Raw genomic sequence first — 16,595 nt, 5'->3', positions numbered from 1 at the left:
TGCGTTATTGGGTTAGAGTTCGCTATAACCCGCTATGATAATGGAAACCGGTTAGCATGGGCACCTAAGCTAGGATAAAAAGTATGAGTTAATTAATGAAGGCGGGTTAAATAGCAGTTTTAAATACTGAAGTGACTGTTTATAGTAACGCGTTTTATCATTATCGGCCCATTTTAATGCAACTCGTACTTTATACCACCGAATACTGTCAGCTTTGTGAGAAGGCGCAAAGCCTTATTTACAGTGAGTGTGAGGGGTTCGATTACGAGTTAAAGCTAATAGATATCAGTGATAGCGATGAGCTTATGGCGCGTTATGCCATTAGAATACCGGTACTGGCAATGGTGGGCTCTCCAGTAGAACTGGATTGGCCCTTTGATGCCGAGAGTTTGTTGGAATATATCAAAAAGTTGAGGTTAGCTTAATGGCGCAATACGATTATGATCTGTTTGTAATAGGTGCGGGTTCCGGTGGTGTTCGTGCGGCAAGAATGGCGGCGACGCTGGGTAAGCGAGTGGCCATTGCGGAAGACCGATACCTGGGTGGTACCTGCGTGAATGTAGGCTGTGTACCGAAAAAGCTATTTGTCTACGGGGCGCATTATAGTGAGGATTTTCACGATGCGAATGCTTATGGCTGGCAGTTGGAAGGCAGCCCCAGATTTAATTGGACGATGCTAAGAGATAATAAAAATAAGGAAATTGAAAGGCTAAATAAAATCTACGCTGGCTTGCTCGAAAACGCAGGTGCTAAATTGATTAATGGCTATGCAAGCTTGCACGATGCCCATAGCGTCATAGTAAACGGTCAACATTTTACGGCTGAGACAATTTTAGTTGCTACCGGCGGTTGGCCATTTGTGCCCGATTTTCACGGTTCCGAGCATGTCATTACTTCCAACGAAGCCTTTTATTTGGAACGATTTCCAGAAAAGGTGTTGGTGGTGGGTGGGGGATACATAGCCATCGAATTTGCAGGTATTTTTAATGGCTTAGGCGCTGATACCGAGCTGATCTATCGTCGTGATTTATTCTTGCGTGGCTTCGATAAGGATGTGCGCGAGTTTGTGCGCGATGAGGTGAGCAAAAAAGGTGTTAAGCTGGCGTTTAATGCAGATATTGAAAGCATCGAAAAGTTGGCGGATGGGCGCTTGAAGGCGCAGTTGAACAACGGCGAAACTAGGATAGTTGATACCATCCTCTACGCGACGGGCCGTAAACCTAAAATCGAGGGATTGGGGCTAGACCGGGTTGGTGTCGCGACGGGTAAAGATGGCGCTATTTTAATCGATAATCACTTCCAAACCAGCGTGCCATCAATTTATGCGCTGGGTGATGTAGTGGGGCGCATTCAGTTGACACCGGTTGCCTTGGCGGAAGGGATGGCCCTAGTGAAGCATTTATACCAGGGGGATGACAGTTTACTTGATTACAATGCGATTCCAACGGCGGTGTTTTGTCAGCCTAATATTGGCACTGTCGGTCTTAGCGAGGAAGAAGCACTGGAGCAAGGGTTCAATGTTGCCATTTTCAGTTCCACTTTTCGGGCGCTAAAGCATACCTTGAGCGGTAGTGATGAACGTTGTTTAATGAAAATGGTAGTGGATAAATACACGGACAAGGTATTGGGCGTACATATGGTCGGGGCGGATGCGGGTGAAATTATGCAGGGCATTGCTGTAGCAATAAAGGCCGGAGCGACCAAAGCCATATTTGATCAGACCATTGGGATTCATCCAACCTCGGCGGAGGAGTTCGTTACTATGCGTGAGCCAGTTCGCTAAACCAACAGCAAACTGAGTTATAGAGCCTATCAATTATCTAGAATAAATTTAAATAAATGCCGCAACTTTCGGAAATAAAAGAATTTTTAATCTGCGAAACACCACAAGAATGGATCGATAAAGCGCTTCAGAATATTGAGCTCCTGCTAATTGATCATGCTCATTGCGAGAAGAAAGCAGCGTCCACCGCAATGAGTTTGATTTATCGGTATGTTGATCGTGTGGAGATGCTGCATAAAATGGCGCAGCTTGCCCGTGAGGAGTTATTACACTTTGAGCAGGTCATGGAGATTATGCGCGAGCGTAATATCGAATACCGGCACCTAACGCCTTCTCGATATGCCAGTGGCTTGCGTGCCTTGGTTCGTACCCATGAACCGGCGCGCTTTGTTGATATTTTGATTGTCGGCGCATTTGTTGAGGCACGTTCCTGCGAACGCTTTGCTATGCTTGCGCCCCACTTGGAAGCGCCGTTATCTAAATTTTATCGTTCTTTATTACGTTCTGAAGGTCGGCATTACCAGGATTATCTGGCTTTGGCGGAGCTTTATAGTGATGAGCCGATTAAAGATCGAATTGAGTTATTTGCTGAGAAAGAGGGGCAGTTGATTTTAGCGCCAGATTCGGAATTTCGATTTCACAGTGGCACACCCGTGTAAGCAACCGTCGTTGCTATCGATAGGGTTATCCCTGCACAATGTTAAACTGCTCCAGTTGATACGTAGTAGGATCAACCTTTAAAACCCAGCCATGCTTATCCCAGTCACCGAGCACAATACGCTCAGCTGGCGTGTTTGCGATACTCAGTTGGTGCACCTGTGGGCGATGGGTATGCCCATGAATTAATCGCTGCACCTGATGCTCAGACATAACTCTTTCCACTTCAGATCGAGTGACATCCATAATTTGAGCCGTTTTTCCGCCTGTTTTTTCCTTGCTGACATCGCGTAGGTTTTGCGCGATGGCAAGACGATCTGGGATAGATTTCCCCAATAACTCTTTTTGCCAATCAGGATTACGTACCATTCTGCGAAATTCAAGGTAGGCGGTATCATCAGTGCACAGGGTGTCGCCATGCATTAACAGAGTAGGGATTCCGTAGAGATCAATCAATGTCGGATCGGAGAGTATCTGGCAGCCAGTTTGAGTGGCGAATAGCTCGCCGATTAGAAAGTCACGATTACCATGAATCAAAAAAACTGGAACGTCGCGTGCTCTGAGGGAAGACAATGCTGCTTTGATCGCATCGCTAAAAGCGTTATTGAAATCGTCGCCAATCCAGGCTTCAAACAGATCACCAAGAATATAGAGGGCGTCGACCTCCTGTGTTTGAGTCCGGATAAACTGCAAAAAAGCCTGCACAACAGCAGGCTTTTGCGGTTGTAAATGCAGGTCGGATATAAATAACGTAGTCATTTGACTGTTAAAAATCATCCACCAATTCAACGGATTCGATAATTACGTCATCAGCGGGTACATCCTGATGCCCAGATTTTACCGTCGTGTTAACGGCTTTTATTTTATCGACAACTTCCATACCCTCAACCACTTTGCCGAAAACGGCATAACCCCAGCCCTCAGTAGATTTGGAGCTGTGATCGAGGAAAGTATTATCTTCCAGGTTAATAAAAAATTGAGCTGTAGCTGAGTGTGGCTCCATTGTTCTCGCCATGGCGATGCTGCCGCGAAGATTACTTAGGCCATTATCAGCTTCGTTTTGAATAGGGTCATTGGTGGTTTTTTGTTTCATGCCTACCTCAAAGCCACCGCCCTGAATCATAAAGTTTTTAATAACACGATGAAATATAGTGCCATTATAAAAGCCACTTTTTGCGTAGGCCTTAAAGTTTTTTGAGCTGATGGGTGCTTTTGAACTATTCAACTCGATTCGAATATCGCCAAAATTAGTGTGCAAAATGATCATCAAGGACTCCCGTTGTTCGACGTGATGATGTAAACAAAGTTATTTCTTATTTTCTTGTGCTTTGCTCTAGCAGCATTGCGCAAGGCAGTTATAATGTCTGGTCTTATTTTTAAGGTATTTCTGGCGGATTGCTAGGCTGACTGATTCGTTGCAGTCTAGATTTCCTGACTAGAAGACATAGCTGAGACTTTATCGCGTTTATTTATGATGAACAATACTGATACAACAAGCAAATCTAACTTTATTCGCAATATCATTGATGACGATTTGCGCCAAGGCAAACATAACGGAAAAGTAGTCACCCGTTTTCCGCCGGAACCAAATGGTTTTCTGCATATTGGTCACGCCAAATCGATTTGCCTCAATTTCGGTATTGCCAAGGACTACGCTGATGGACGCTGCAATCTGCGTTTTGATGACACTAATCCGGAAAAAGAAAGCACTGCGTATGTGGAAGCTATTGAGAGCGATGTTAGATGGCTCGGGTTTGAGTGGGATGGTGAAGTTAAATTTTCTTCTAATTATTTCGAGCAACTATTTGATTTTGCAGTAGAGTTGATTGGAAGAGGTAAGGCCTATGTGTGCAGTCTAAATAATGAACAGATGCGTGAATATCGCGGTACACTAACGCAACCCGGTAAAGATAGTCCCTATCGAACCCGTAGTATTGAGGAAAATTTGGACTTGTTTAAGCGCATGCGCGCTGGTGAGTTTGCCGATGGCGCACATGTCTTGCGTGCGAAAATCGATATGGCGTCGCCCAACTTGAATATGCGCGACCCCATTATTTACCGCATTCGCAGGGTAACTCACCATCGTACTGGCGACAAATGGTGTATTTATCCGATGTACGATTTTACTCATTGCATTTCCGATGCGCTTGAAAATATCACGCATTCTCTGTGTACCCTTGAATTTGAAGATCATCGCCCACTTTATGATTGGGTGCTGGATAATATCAGCACGCCTTGCCATCCTCAGCAAATCGAATTTGCACGCTTGAACCTCAGTCATACGCTTACCAGTAAGCGTAAACTTAAGCGCTTAATTGATGAAGGCATAGTCACTGGTTGGGATGATCCGCGGTTGCCGACCATCTCTGGTTTGCGCAGGCGTGGTTATACTCCCGCGTCGATTCGCAAATTCTGTGACAATATAGGGGTTACTCGAAGCGATGGTATCGTCGACGCTGCGATGCTGGTGCATAGTATACGTGAAGACTTGGAAGTGAATGCGCCGCGTGCAATGTGTGTGCTGCGACCAATTAAGGTGAGCATCACCAATTACCCTGAAGACAAAGAAGAGTTGTTAGTTACACAAGCCCACCCCGATGACGCAGCGATGGGCGAGCGTACGTTACCTTTTTGCCGGGAAATCTATATTGATCAGGACGATTTTATGGAAGACCCGCCAGCTAAATATTATCGCTTGGCACCCGGTAGAGAAGTACGTCTGCGCAATGCCTATGTGATCCGTTGTGATGAAGTCGTAAAAAGCGAGCAAGGTAATGTGGTTGAGCTGCGCTGTAGTTATGATGACAAGACGTTAGGGGCTAACCCAGAAGGTCGTAAGGTCAAGGGCGTGATACATTGGGTGTCAGCGAAACACTCAGTCGACTGTGAAGTTCGTCTTTACGATCAACTCTTTACCGAAGAAAGCCCGGATAGTGATGACTTTTTGGTACACCTGAATCCGGATTCAGTGGAAATTCTCCAAAATTGTAAAGCGGAGCCGGGATTAGCCAGCGCCGAACCGGAGCAGCGCTACCAATTTGAGCGGTTGGGTTATTTTTGTGCGGACAGATATGATTCGAAACCGGGAAAACTAGTGTTTAATCGAACCGTCGGGTTGCGCGATTCATGGGCAAAAACTCAGCAGAAGCAAGGCTAGGCTGTGCTAAAAATCTATAACTCATTAAGCGGTAGGAAAGAAGCGTTTAAACCACTGGTTCCTGGGCAGGTCAGAATGTATGTCTGCGGCATGACGGTCTATGACTATTGTCATATTGGGCATGCGCGCGGAGTGATGGTTGCTTTTGATGTAATTACCCGTTACTTGAGATATAAGGGTTACCAAGTCACTTATGTGCGCAATATCACGGATGTAGATGATAAAATTTTTAAGCGTGCCGCAGAAAACGGTGAGCCTTATCAACAGCTTACTGAACGATTTATTGCGGCGATGCATGAGGATGAGCGCGCGTTAGGTGTGCTGCCTCCCGACTTAGAGCCGCGTGCCACCGCTCACATGGATCAGATTCTCAATATGATTGGGACGTTAATAGCGAAGGGTTATGCCTATGCGGCTGCTAATGGCGATGTCTACTATCGGATTGATAAGTTTAAGGATTATGGCAAATTAAGTAAGCGCAACCTGGAAGACTTGCGAGCTGGCGCGCGGGTGGAGATTGACGAGGCGAAACAAAGCCCATTGGATTTTGTGCTGTGGAAAGCAGCCAAGCCGGGTGAAGCAGCCTGGGAGTCACCCTGGGGACCTGGACGACCTGGTTGGCATATCGAATGCTCGGCGATGAGCACCTGTTGTCTGGGTGAAACCTTTGATATTCATGGCGGCGGGCCTGATCTGAAGTTTCCTCATCATGAGAATGAGATTGCGCAGTCGGAAGCCGCTACCGGAAAACCCTATGTGCAAATTTGGATGCATGCTGGTGCAGTGCGAGTGGATAACGAGAAAATGTCCAAGTCATTGGGTAATTTCTTTACCATTCGTGATGTGTTAGCAAAGTATAATCCGGAAGTAGTGCGTTACTTTTTAATCTCCAGCCATTACCGCAGCCCAATTAACTATTCTGAAGAGAACCTGAAGCAAGCGCAGCAGTCCTTGGAGCGTTTTTATACTGCGTTGCGTCAGGCGGCTGTTTCAGCTGGTGTTAAAGGTCAGTTCGTGGACGCAGAGCGGTTAGAGGCCTACCGAAACCGTTTTATTGATGCGATGGATGATGATTTCAATACCCCGGAAGCGCTCGCGCTTTTGTTTGAGTTGGTAAAGGAGATCAATAAAGCACCCGATAAAAGTGCGCAACTGGTAGATTTGCTTAAGGATTTGGCCGGTTTATTAGGCTTGTTGCAGCAGTCTCCGGAAGCGTTTTTGCAGGGAACCGCGGCACCGGGAATTAGTGCTGAAGAGGTTGAAGCCTTGATTGCTGCTCGCAACGCGGCTCGTGCGGCAAAAGAGTGGGCGAAGGCTGACCAATTGCGCGATGAGTTAATAGCAAACGGCATATTATTAGATGATGGCAGAGAGGGCACTAGCTGGCGTCGACAGAGTACTTAATGCTCACTAAGTTAAGTCTCAGTTAGTTACCGATAATTATGCGGTGAATAGTTGACTGACCTTGTCTAGCTGAGTAATATGCCGTCCTCCAAGCTGAGACGACTAAGTAGCAGTAGAGAATCGGGGTATAGCGCAGTCTGGTAGCGCGCCTGCTTTGGGAGCAGGATGTCGGGAGTTCGAATCTCTCTACCCCGACCAATTTTTATGCGGCCCCAGGCACTAATGCGCCCGTAGCTCAATCGGATAGAGCATCGGCCTTCTAAGCCGAGGGTTGCAGGTTCGATTCCTGCCGGGCGCGCCATTAGTCGTGGTGCGAATTGGTCTGGAATCAAAGTTTATGGTGAGTGTAGCTCAGTTGGCAGAGCTCCGGATTGTGATTCCGGCGGTCGTGGGTTCAAGCCCCATCACTCACCCCATTTATTGGTTATTCTCCCTGTCGCCGCTTTAGTTTGAATAAGGTATGATGCCAAATTCCAGTTGGCAACGCCAATTACTTATCAACGGTGGAAGCAGCTACCAAATTATGCGGATGTGGTGAAATTGGTATACACGCTAGATTTAGGTTCTAGTGCCGAGAGGCGTGAGAGTTCGAGTCTCTCCATCCGCACCACTTTTCAAACTCAAGTCAGAATTATTCGTAGAGGAAATCATGCAAGTTTCAGTTGAAACCCTAAATAACATTGAACGACGTATTACTGTTGGCGTACCTGCAGAACGTATCGAGTCAGAAGTTGAAACGCGTCTTAAAAAAGCGGCGCAAAATGCACGTATTGATGGGTTTCGACCAGGGAAAGTCCCCTTTAAGGTAATTAAGCAGCGCTATGGCACTGGTGTGCGTCAGGAAGTGCTGGGCGAAGTGATGCAGAAATCTTTCTATGATGCAGTGGTGCAAGAAAAATTAAATCCCGCTGGTATGCCTCAGATCGAGCCGAAAGTGATGGAAGAAGGCAAAGATTTAGAGTTCGTCGCTACTTTTGAGGTTTATCCTGAAGTGGTCATCGGGGATCTAAGTAGCATCGAAATTGAAAAGCAAGTCGCCACTATAGAAGAAAGCGATATAGACAAGATGGTTGAGCAGCTACGTAAGCAACAAACCAAAATGGAGCCGGTCGATCGCGCCGCGCAGGATGGTGACGAGGTCACAATAGACTTTAAAGGGATCATGAATGGCGAATCCTTTCCGGGTGGTTCCGCTGAAAATACGCTTTTAGTATTAGGCTCGGGTCGTATGATTCCAGGGTTTGAAGACGGTGTTGTGGGTATGAATGCCGAAGAAGAGAAAGTGTTACAGCTGTCTTTTCCTGAGGAGTACCATGCTAAGGAATTAGCGGGTAAAGCGGTTGAATTTACTGTCAAAGTGCATGCGGTAAAAGAACCAGTCATTCCTGAAATTAACGATGATCTTTTCTCACTGTTTGGTGTAAGCGAAGGTGGGGAGCCTAAGTTCCGTGAAGAAATTAAAAAGAACATGGAACGGGAGCTGAAAAGCGCCGTCCGGAATAAGGTGAAAAGCCAGGTTATCGTTGGCCTGGTTGATTTGCATAAAATTGAATTGCCGAAAGCATTGCTTGACCAGGAAGTTGATCGCTTGCGTCAGGAAATGATGCAGCAGTATGGTGGTGGGCAAGGCTTTGACGTGTCGATGTTGCCTGCAGCGCTATTTACTGATCAAGCAACACAGCGTGTTTCGATAGGGCTGATTATGAGCCAGTTTATTAAGGATCATAAAATTGAACTTGATGATGCGCGTGTTGAAAAGATGATTGAAGATATGGCTCAGAGCTACGAAAGCCCAGAGGAAGTGGTTGAGTATATTCGAAGTAATGAACAGCAATTGAATCAGTTAAAATCTGTTGCATTGGAAGAGCAGGTGATAGACCGTGTACTGGAAAGTATGAAAGTGACTGAAGTGGCAACCTCTTATGAAGAGGCTGTCAAGCCACCAGCTCCAGCGAAGCCAGCTAGTGCATCAGATGATGATTCAAAAGCTGCAACAGCTGAGGATACTGGAGAAAAATAATTTTTTGCCAAAAAAGATTATTAAAAGTAGGCGCAAGCCCGATCATGTTCTAGTATTTATTAAAGCTGTCCATTAAATAGATGCGCCGTGCGCTGGGTAATAAATGAATAAAGAACTAAATCCTAACTATTCCGATCTTGTCAGTCAGTTAGTGCCTATCGTGGTCGAGCAAACCGCTCGAGGCGAGCGCTCCTATGATATTTATTCTAGGCTATTAAAAGAGCGTGTCATTTTTTTGGTTGGCCAAGTTGAAGACCACATGGCCAATCTAGTCGTTGCACAGATGCTTTTTTTGGAGTCAGAAAATCCTGATAAAGATATCCATCTCTATATCAACTCCCCTGGTGGCTCAGTAACCGCTGGTTTGTCAATATACGATACCATGCAGTTTATTAAACCTGACGTTAGCACTATGTGTATTGGTCAGGCAGCGAGTATGGGGGCATTGCTTCTAGCGGGTGGAGCAAAAGGCAAGCGTTATTGTTTGCCACATTCTCGCATGATGATTCACCAGCCTCTGGGCGGATTTCAGGGGCAGGCGACAGACATTGAAATTCATACCAAAGAAATTCTCTCAATTCGTGATAAACTCAATAAAATCCTCGCTAGCCATACTGGTCAAAAACAGGATGTGATTGCGAAAGATACTGATCGTGACAATTTCATGGATGGAGAAACAGCCATTAAATATGGTCTAATTGATACGATCATGGAACAGCGGACTCAAAAGTAGAACTTGTTTAAGTTTCGCCATGGACAATGGCGTTTAATTTGGATTCGCAGCCTTGTGGATTACAGGGTAAAATAGACGACGAATTTGACAGAGTTAATGACGGGGTAGAAGAATGTCCAACGATAACATCATCGGTGGCGACGAAAGCGGCAAACTGCTGTATTGCTCGTTTTGTGGAAAGAGCCAACATGAGGTTCGTAAGCTAATTGCGGGACCTTCAGTCTTTATTTGTGATGAGTGTGTTGACCTTTGTAATGATATTATTCGTGAAGAAATAGAAGAAGCTAACCCCGAAAGTAGCGAAGACAGACTTCCTTCTCCTAAAGAAATTAAAGCAAACTTAGATGAGTATGTCATCGGGCAGGAACGTGCCAAGGTCGTGCTTTCGGTGGCTGTTTATAATCATTATAAGCGGCTCAAGTCAGAAGATACCAAAGATGACATTGAGTTGGGTAAAAGTAATATCCTGCTCATAGGCCCCACGGGCAGTGGTAAAACATTGTTAGCGGAAACGTTAGCTCGTATGCTCAATGTTCCTTTCACGATCGCTGATGCAACCACTCTGACGGAAGCGGGTTATGTTGGAGAAGATGTAGAGAACATTATCCAAAAGCTGTTACAAAAGTGTGATTACGATGTCGATAAAGCACAACGAGGCATCGTCTATATCGATGAAATAGATAAGATTTCTCGCAAATCCGATAACCCTTCAATTACCCGCGATGTGTCTGGAGAAGGTGTGCAGCAAGCATTGCTAAAACTGATCGAAGGCACCGTAGCCTCGGTGCCGCCACAGGGTGGACGCAAACACCCGCAGCAAGAATTTTTGCAGGTTAACACTTCTAATATTTTGTTTATTTGTGGTGGCGCCTTTGCTGGTCTGGATCAAATTATTCGGGATCGATCTGAAAAAAGTAGCATTGGTTTTAGCGCTGTTGTGAAAAGCAAAAGTGATCAAAAATCGATCAGTGATAGTTTGGCCGAAATTGAGCCGGAAGATTTGATCAAATATGGACTTATCCCTGAGTTTGTCGGTCGTTTGCCTGTTATCGCGACATTACGAGAGCTTGATGAAAGTGCCTTGATGCAAATATTGACAGAGCCAAAGAACGCACTGACAAAACAGTATAAAAAACTGTTTGAAATGGAAGGGGTTGAAATCGATTTCCGAGAAGAAGCCCTGATTGCTGTTGCTCGTAAGGCGATGGAGCGAAAAACTGGTGCGCGTGGACTACGCTCAATTTTAGAGTCCGTATTGCTGGATATTATGTACGAAATCCCTTCTCAGAACGAGGTGTCTAAAGTTGTCATCGATGATTCCGTCATTAACGAAGGGACGGAACCGTTAATGATCTACGAAAATGCTGAGCCGGAAAAGCTCGCTGCGAAAGAATCGTCGCGTTAAAACAGTCTAAGTTGCTCCGCCTGCTTACTATTGGCAGGCGTTGCTAATAATAGGTTGGTGGCTTAATCCTCTGGTTACTAATACAGACTAAGACATTTCTTAAAATCCCCTTTGTATTAGTCATCCTGTCGTTGGATACGTTAATTTTCAGATATTTTTCCGTATTTCCTCAGTGTGCATTCCTTGTAATTTACAGAGCGAATCCCCATGATAGAGCTTGTAGTATCTATTCAATAGCTTTTGTGGATTATCTTTTATGACTTCAGTAAGTAGTACTCAACTGTCTCCCCAGAAAATGCCTCTGCTGCCCTTGCGGGACGTGGTTGTGTTTCCCAGTATGGTCATCCCACTGTTTGTCGGGCGCGATAAATCGATTGTGGCGCTAGAGGAGGCAATGGAGACCGATAAACAGATACTACTGGTTGCGCAAAGAAATGCGACAGAAGACGACCCGAAGGAAAAAGATATATTCCAGGTCGGCACAGTCGCGACTATTTTGCAATTATTAAAACTGCCGGATGGTACGGTAAAGGTGCTTGTGGAAGGGGACTATCGAGCAGAAATTAAACAGTATCTTGATGAAGACGAGTGTCTTAGAGCAATTGTCGAGCCCTGTCTCTGCGAAGTTTTATCTACTGCTGAAGCGAAGGTATTACCAAGAGCTGTGCTCTCACAGTTTGAAAAATTTGTTAATCAAAGTAAGAAAGTTCCCGCCGAAATTCTGACCTCAATTGCCGATATTTCAGAGCCGGGTAGATTGGCGGACACTATCGTTTCCCATTTGGCTATGCCGGTAGAGCAAAAGCAAAAAATACTGGAGATACTCTCAGAAAAGGATCGTCTTGAGCATCTGATCGGAGTGATGGAATCCGAAATGGACGTGCTACAGGTTGAGAAACGTATTCGTAATCGCGTCAAGCAGCAGATGGAAAAAAGCCAGCGCGAATACTATCTAAATGAACAAATGAAGGCAATCCAGAAGGAAATGGGTGACTTGGATGACGCGCCCAATGAGCTTGCCGAACTGGAAGCGCGTATTCATGAATCTGGTATGTCGAAAGAAGCAGAAACCAAAGCTGTTTCTGAGTTGAATAAATTAAAGCTAATGTCGCCGATGTCTGCAGAAGCAACAGTGGTGAGAAGTTTTATCGATTGGATAGTGAGTATTCCTTGGAAAAAACGTAGTAAAGTGCGTCATGATTTAAACCAGGCCGAAGAGATACTTAACACCGATCATTACGGTCTTGAGGAGGTGAAAGAGCGCATCCTTGAGTATTTGGCTGTACAGAAGCGTGTACGTAAACTGAAAGGCCCTGTGCTTTGTCTCGTCGGGCCTCCGGGTGTTGGTAAGACCTCTCTTGGGCAATCAATAGCTCGGGCGACTAACCGGAAGTACATTAGGATGTCTTTGGGTGGCGTTAGGGATGAAGCTGAAATTCGTGGACACAGACGCACCTATATTGGCTCGATGCCAGGAAAAATTTTACAAAAGCTCTCCAAAGTGAAGGTAAAAAACCCACTGTTTCTTTTTGATGAAGTCGATAAAATGGGCATGGACTTTCGCGGAGATCCGGCATCAGCGATGCTAGAAGTTCTGGATCCTGAACAGAATAACACCTTCAATGACCATTACTTGGAAGTGGATTACGATCTGTCTGAAGTTATGTTTGTTTGCACTGCAAACTCAATGAATATCCCCGCGCCGCTATTGGATAGAATGGAAATTATTCGTATCCCAGGCTACACAGAGGATGAGAAACTCAATATTGCCAAGCGTTACTTGCTTCCTAAACAGATAAAGAATGCAGGGTTGAAGCAAGGCGAACTAGAAATTTCCGATGCGGCAATTTCTGATTTAATTCGCTTTTATACTAGAGAAGCGGGTGTTCGTGGTCTGGAACGCGAAATTGCGAAACTTTGTCGAAAAGTGGTAAAACGTAGCGCGATGAATGCCGATGCTGCTGATAAAACGCTGATTGGGCCGAAGGAGTTGGAAGACTACTCTGGCGTGAGAAAATACAAATATGGCGTTGCTGAAGAGGAAAACCGTATCGGTCAGGTCACTGGCCTGGCGTGGACCCAAGTTGGAGGTGAGCTGCTTTCCATTGAAGCGGCAGTGGTGCCTGGAAAGGGGCGGGTGATCAAGACGGGTTCACTCGGTGATGTTATGCAGGAATCTATACAAGCAGCGCTGACTGTCGTTAGAAATCGCGCTAAATCTTTGGGTATTGCTGAGGATTTCTATGAAAAGAACGATTTACATATTCACGTACCGGAAGGAGCAACGCCAAAGGATGGGCCTAGCGCTGGTACAGGAATGTGTACTGCGTTAGTGTCAGTGTTGACAGGTATACCCGTTAAATCACAAGTGGCGATGACTGGAGAAATCACCCTTAGAGGGCAGGTGTTGCCGATTGGTGGGTTAAAGGAAAAGTTACTCGCTGCACACCGAGGTGGCATTAAAACAGTCATTATTCCTGAAGAAAATCGACGCGACCTGAAGGAAATCCCTGATAATATTAAGGCGGATTTGGATATTCGGCCTGTGAGTTGGATTGATGAGGTGTTACAGATTGCCTTGCAGTATATGCCGGAGGCAACCGACGATGTGGCGGGTATTAAGCCTCCATCGAAGAAAAAGAGCGTAAAAAAGTCAATTAGCACACATTAATGGTGATCTCGCTTGACATATATTTTAGCGAGTTGGTATAAATGGTGCGGCAAAGTCGGGCACCACAGATAGGTGGGCTTGCCGAGAGGTAGTTAACATCTTACTTTGCACTACAACCTGCAGATGCAGGAAAATTTATGTAATTCAACCCAAAACGTATTCAACAACATATAAAGGGGAATAGAGTGAACAAGTCTGAACTTATCGATGCCATTGCTTCTTCAGCGGATTTATCAAAAGCTTCTGCCGGCCGTGCACTTGATGCGGTGGTTGGAGCCATCACAAAAGAGTTGAAAAAAGGTGGTCAAGTTTCATTAGTTGGTTTTGGTACTTATTCTGTGAAAAAGCGTGCTGCCCGCACTGGACGTAACCCGCAGACGGGCGCTGCCATCAAAATTAAAGCGGCAAAAGTCCCAAGTTTTAAAGCTGGAAAGGCGCTGAAAGACGCCGTTAACTAGATTATTTTACTTTATCGCGCTAATTAAGGAATATCAGCGAGTAAGTAAGATACGGCAATTATATTTGAATACAAGTGCAGGGAACGCCAAGCCAAGCCTGGCTCATTTGAGTTCAAAAATAATAATGCGCATCTCATTAGATGCGCATTTTTTATTCAGTCGTGGTGAGTCGCAAGGACCATTGCATTAAGGTTAAATAGGCACCAAAATAATTCAGGCGTTAATTTAAACTGTGTTTTAAACCGAAAGTGCTCTAGCGCAAGATCGGGCGATGATCCGAAATAGTAAGATTAAAACTTGAAATGCAACTGAGATCGAATGGCTCCAAACGCCTCTCTACTTTCCTCGTTGTGTTTATAAACTGAGTGGACCCAATGTCAATACAAAGCATTAGAGACAATTCGCAGAGCGTGCTGGCCAAAACCATCGTTGGTGTGATCGTTGTCACCTTCGCACTATTCGGAGTCGATGCCATTATTGGCTATTCCAGTAATGCGAATAATGTAGCGGAAGTGAATGGTAATGAGATATCAACCTATGAACTTAACCGGGCTACAGAAATGCTTAGGCGTCAAATTTTGGATCGTATGGGGGAAAATGCTGACCCATCGCTGCTGGACGAAAAATTGATCAGGTCACGCGCATTGGATTCGCTGCTAGAGCGCCAAATTCTGCTGCAGGATGCGGAAGAACATAACATATATACATCGCAAGGACGGGTTGAATCTACCATAATGACAACTCCGGGATTCCAAGTTGATGGTGTCTTTAACCCGGCCATCTATGAGGCTGCGGTGCGTAATATTGGTTTGATGCCACGAGAATATAAAAGCCAGCTAGCACTTGATATGCAGGTGCAGCAGCCTCAGTCGGCTATTATGCAATCGGCATTTATGGTCTCATCAGAAGTAAAGCAAATTGCCGAACTCGATCGTCAGCTGCGTAATATTGCTTACCTCAAGGTTAAAACTGAGGATTTATTAAAGGATATCGTTATATCAGATATCTCTGCGAAGGAGCATTATGAAGCCAATCAACAGGAATACATGACCCCCGAACTGGTTCAACTTGAATATCTTGAGTTGAATCGATCAGATTTCATGTCGAAGGTTGATATCAATGATCTGGAAATAAAGCAGCTCTATGAGCAGGAGGTAGAGCGTTATAAACAACGTGAAGAACGTAGAGCAGCGCATATATTAATAGAAATAGGAAAAGATACCGACGAAAAGGCTGCCCGAGAAAAAATGGATGAAGTTCTCGAAAAGTTAGCCGCTGGTGAAAGTTTCGAAAGCCTCGCCAAAGTTTATTCACAGGATCTAGGCTCAGCTAAAAATGGAGGGGATCTCGGTTATGCTGAGCGTGGCGCTTATGACGAAACATTTGAGGATACACTTTATTCCTTGAGTGTTGGCCAAACTTCAGAAGTGATTAAAACGGAATTTGGCTTACACCTGATTCGCTTGTTGGATGCCCGTAAGCTTGAAATTCCATCCTTTGAGGATTTGGCCGCTGAATTAGAGCAGGGTTTGCGTTTCCAAAAGTCTGAAGAATTATTCGTTGAACAAGCCGATAAGCTACAAAATGATAGTTTTAGCGCTGGTGATCTGAGGGAGCCTGCGGCACGGTCGGGGCTGCAAATACAAACAACAGAATTGTTTTCGCGAGAGGGCGGTAAAGGTATTGCTGAAAATGCTAACGTTGTAAAAGTAGCCTTTAGTGATGAAGTATTAACTGAGGGTAACAATAGTGATTTGATCCAGCTTGGTAATGATCATGTAGTGGTAGTGCGAGTAAAACAGCACCAGCCTGCGAAGGTAAAGCCTTACGATGAAGTCGCGGATGAAGTCATTGATTTATTAAAACGCCGTAGGGCCTCACAACAAGCTCAGAAATTGGGAGAGCAGCTATTAGTTGAGTTGCGAGAAGGTAAATCCACTGAACAAATTACTAGTGATTATGGGTTTGAATGGAATATTGTGGATAAAGTTGGGCGTGACCAGCAAGAGCTCGACCCTCAAATCAACGAAGCCGTTTTTAAAATGCCAAAACCAGCAGTGGGGGAAAAATCACTGGATGGGCTCATTATGCCAAATGGAGACTTCGCGGTAATTGCCTTGACCAAAGTCTATGAAGGTGGTCTGACCGAAATAAGCCCTCGTGAAATAGAGGTTTTGGGGCGCATGATAGCCAATCAGTTGGGTCGTTATGATTTTCAGGATTACTTGCTGAACCTAAAGCAGCAGGCAAAGATCGAGAAATATTAGTTTGATTGAAAGTTGAAATTGGATTTGATCTTAACAAAAA

13 protein-coding genes and 4 tRNA genes are annotated in these 16,595 nt (G+C 45.1%); 15 read left to right on the top strand and 2 right to left on the bottom strand.

The window, feature by feature from the left end; translation table 11 throughout:
* The first annotated feature begins 176 nt into the window (after positions 1 to 176).
* From H6995_08780 to H6995_08770, 3 genes are read left to right on the top strand one after another with little or no spacing between them, the layout of a single operon-like run.
* Positions 177 to 425 carry a glutaredoxin family protein gene (locus tag H6995_08780; GenBank protein MCP5215087.1) on the top strand — a complete coding sequence of 83 codons (249 nt, stop codon included), beginning with the start codon at positions 177 to 179 and terminating at the stop codon, positions 423 to 425.
* Positions 425 to 1,783 (top strand): glutathione-disulfide reductase, encoded by a 1,359-nt coding sequence (gene gorA, locus H6995_08775; GenBank protein ID MCP5215086.1) that lies wholly within the window; start codon positions 425 to 427, stop codon positions 1,781 to 1,783. The genes H6995_08780 and gorA overlap by 1 nt, the downstream gene beginning before the upstream one ends.
* Positions 1,784 to 1,839: 56 nt before the next feature.
* Positions 1,840 to 2,442 (top strand): tRNA-(ms[2]io[6]A)-hydroxylase, encoded by a 603-nt coding sequence (locus H6995_08770; GenBank protein MCP5215085.1) that lies wholly within the window; start codon positions 1,840 to 1,842, stop codon positions 2,440 to 2,442.
* A gap of 25 nt (positions 2,443 to 2,467) precedes the next feature.
* Here the strand turns inward: H6995_08770 and H6995_08765 are convergent, their stop codons facing one another.
* Positions 2,468 to 3,199, bottom strand: a complete 732-nt coding sequence (locus H6995_08765; GenBank protein MCP5215084.1) for a UDP-2,3-diacylglucosamine diphosphatase — start codon at positions 3,197 to 3,199, stop codon at positions 2,468 to 2,470.
* A 7-nt stretch (positions 3,200 to 3,206) separates the two neighbouring features.
* A complete protein-coding gene (locus H6995_08760) occupies positions 3,207 to 3,707 on the bottom strand; it encodes a peptidyl-prolyl cis-trans isomerase (GenBank protein MCP5215083.1) in 501 nt (166 codons plus the stop codon).
* Between the two features lie 207 nt (positions 3,708 to 3,914).
* Here H6995_08760 and H6995_08755 point away from each other — a divergent pair, with 207 nt between their 5' ends.
* The 12 genes from H6995_08755 to H6995_08700 all read left to right on the top strand — a co-directional run bounded on the left by H6995_08755 (position 3,915) and on the right by H6995_08700 (position 16,555).
* Positions 3,915 to 5,597 carry a glutamine--tRNA ligase/YqeY domain fusion protein gene (locus H6995_08755; protein MCP5215082.1) on the top strand — a complete coding sequence of 561 codons (1,683 nt, stop codon included), beginning with the start codon at positions 3,915 to 3,917 and terminating at the stop codon, positions 5,595 to 5,597.
* 3 nt (positions 5,598 to 5,600) lie between these two features.
* On the top strand, positions 5,601 to 7,001 hold the full coding sequence (locus tag H6995_08750) for a cysteine--tRNA ligase (GenBank protein ID MCP5215081.1): 1,401 nt from the start codon (positions 5,601 to 5,603) through the stop codon (positions 6,999 to 7,001).
* 121 nt (positions 7,002 to 7,122) lie between these two features.
* A tRNA-Pro gene (locus H6995_08745) sits at positions 7,123 to 7,199 on the top strand.
* A 26-nt stretch (positions 7,200 to 7,225) separates the two neighbouring features.
* Positions 7,226 to 7,302: transfer RNA gene (locus H6995_08740), tRNA-Arg, on the top strand.
* Between the two features lie 39 nt (positions 7,303 to 7,341).
* Positions 7,342 to 7,417, top strand: a tRNA-His gene (locus tag H6995_08735).
* Between the two features lie 109 nt (positions 7,418 to 7,526).
* Positions 7,527 to 7,611, top strand: a tRNA-Leu gene (locus H6995_08730).
* A 39-nt stretch (positions 7,612 to 7,650) separates the two neighbouring features.
* Complete coding sequence (gene tig / locus H6995_08725; GenBank protein MCP5215080.1) at positions 7,651 to 9,021, top strand: trigger factor; 1,371 nt, start codon at positions 7,651 to 7,653, stop codon at positions 9,019 to 9,021.
* Positions 9,022 to 9,124: 103 nt separating this feature from the next.
* Positions 9,125 to 9,754 carry an ATP-dependent Clp endopeptidase proteolytic subunit ClpP gene (clpP, locus tag H6995_08720; protein ID MCP5215079.1) on the top strand — a complete coding sequence of 210 codons (630 nt, stop codon included), beginning with the start codon at positions 9,125 to 9,127 and terminating at the stop codon, positions 9,752 to 9,754.
* 112 nt (positions 9,755 to 9,866) lie between these two features.
* On the top strand, positions 9,867 to 11,159 hold the full coding sequence (gene clpX, locus H6995_08715; protein ID MCP5215078.1) for an ATP-dependent Clp protease ATP-binding subunit ClpX: 1,293 nt from the start codon (positions 9,867 to 9,869) through the stop codon (positions 11,157 to 11,159).
* Between the two features lie 256 nt (positions 11,160 to 11,415).
* Positions 11,416 to 13,830 carry an endopeptidase La gene (gene lon, locus H6995_08710; GenBank protein MCP5215077.1) on the top strand — a complete coding sequence of 805 codons (2,415 nt, stop codon included), beginning with the start codon at positions 11,416 to 11,418 and terminating at the stop codon, positions 13,828 to 13,830.
* A 170-nt stretch (positions 13,831 to 14,000) separates the two neighbouring features.
* Positions 14,001 to 14,288, top strand: coding sequence for an HU family DNA-binding protein (locus H6995_08705; GenBank protein MCP5215076.1), 288 nt, complete (start codon positions 14,001 to 14,003; stop codon positions 14,286 to 14,288).
* Positions 14,289 to 14,662: 374 nt separating this feature from the next.
* Positions 14,663 to 16,555 (top strand): SurA N-terminal domain-containing protein, encoded by a 1,893-nt coding sequence (locus H6995_08700; protein ID MCP5215075.1) that lies wholly within the window; start codon positions 14,663 to 14,665, stop codon positions 16,553 to 16,555.
* Positions 16,556 to 16,595 lie beyond the last annotated feature (40 nt).

This window comes from Pseudomonadales bacterium, assembly GCA_024234615.1.
Classification (GTDB): domain Bacteria; phylum Pseudomonadota; class Gammaproteobacteria; order Pseudomonadales; family IMCC2047; genus JAJFKB01.
The sequence above is the reverse complement of the archived record's forward strand: the minus strand, read 5'-3'. Positions and strand labels throughout refer to the sequence as shown.

Bases quoted from the DNA above. Each gene is read 5' to 3' on its own strand.
- H6995_08780 (MCP5215087.1), top strand. From the start codon at position 177: ATGCAACTCGTACTTTATACCACCGAATACTGTCAGCTTTGTGAGAAG.
- gorA (MCP5215086.1), top strand. From the start codon at position 425: ATGGCGCAATACGATTATGATCTGTTTGTAATAGGTGCGGGTTCCGGT.
- H6995_08770 (MCP5215085.1), top strand. From the start codon at position 1,840: ATGCCGCAACTTTCGGAAATAAAAGAATTTTTAATCTGCGAAACACCA.
- H6995_08765 (MCP5215084.1), bottom strand. From the start codon at position 3,199: ATGACTACGTTATTTATATCCGACCTGCATTTACAACCGCAAAAGCCT.
- H6995_08760 (MCP5215083.1), bottom strand. From the start codon at position 3,707: ATGATCATTTTGCACACTAATTTTGGCGATATTCGAATCGAGTTGAAT.
- H6995_08755 (MCP5215082.1), top strand. From the start codon at position 3,915: ATGAACAATACTGATACAACAAGCAAATCTAACTTTATTCGCAATATC.
- tig (MCP5215080.1), top strand. From the start codon at position 7,651: ATGCAAGTTTCAGTTGAAACCCTAAATAACATTGAACGACGTATTACT.
- clpP (MCP5215079.1), top strand. From the start codon at position 9,125: ATGAATAAAGAACTAAATCCTAACTATTCCGATCTTGTCAGTCAGTTA.
- clpX (MCP5215078.1), top strand. From the start codon at position 9,867: ATGTCCAACGATAACATCATCGGTGGCGACGAAAGCGGCAAACTGCTG.
- lon (MCP5215077.1), top strand. From the start codon at position 11,416: ATGACTTCAGTAAGTAGTACTCAACTGTCTCCCCAGAAAATGCCTCTG.
- H6995_08700 (MCP5215075.1), top strand. From the start codon at position 14,663: ATGTCAATACAAAGCATTAGAGACAATTCGCAGAGCGTGCTGGCCAAA.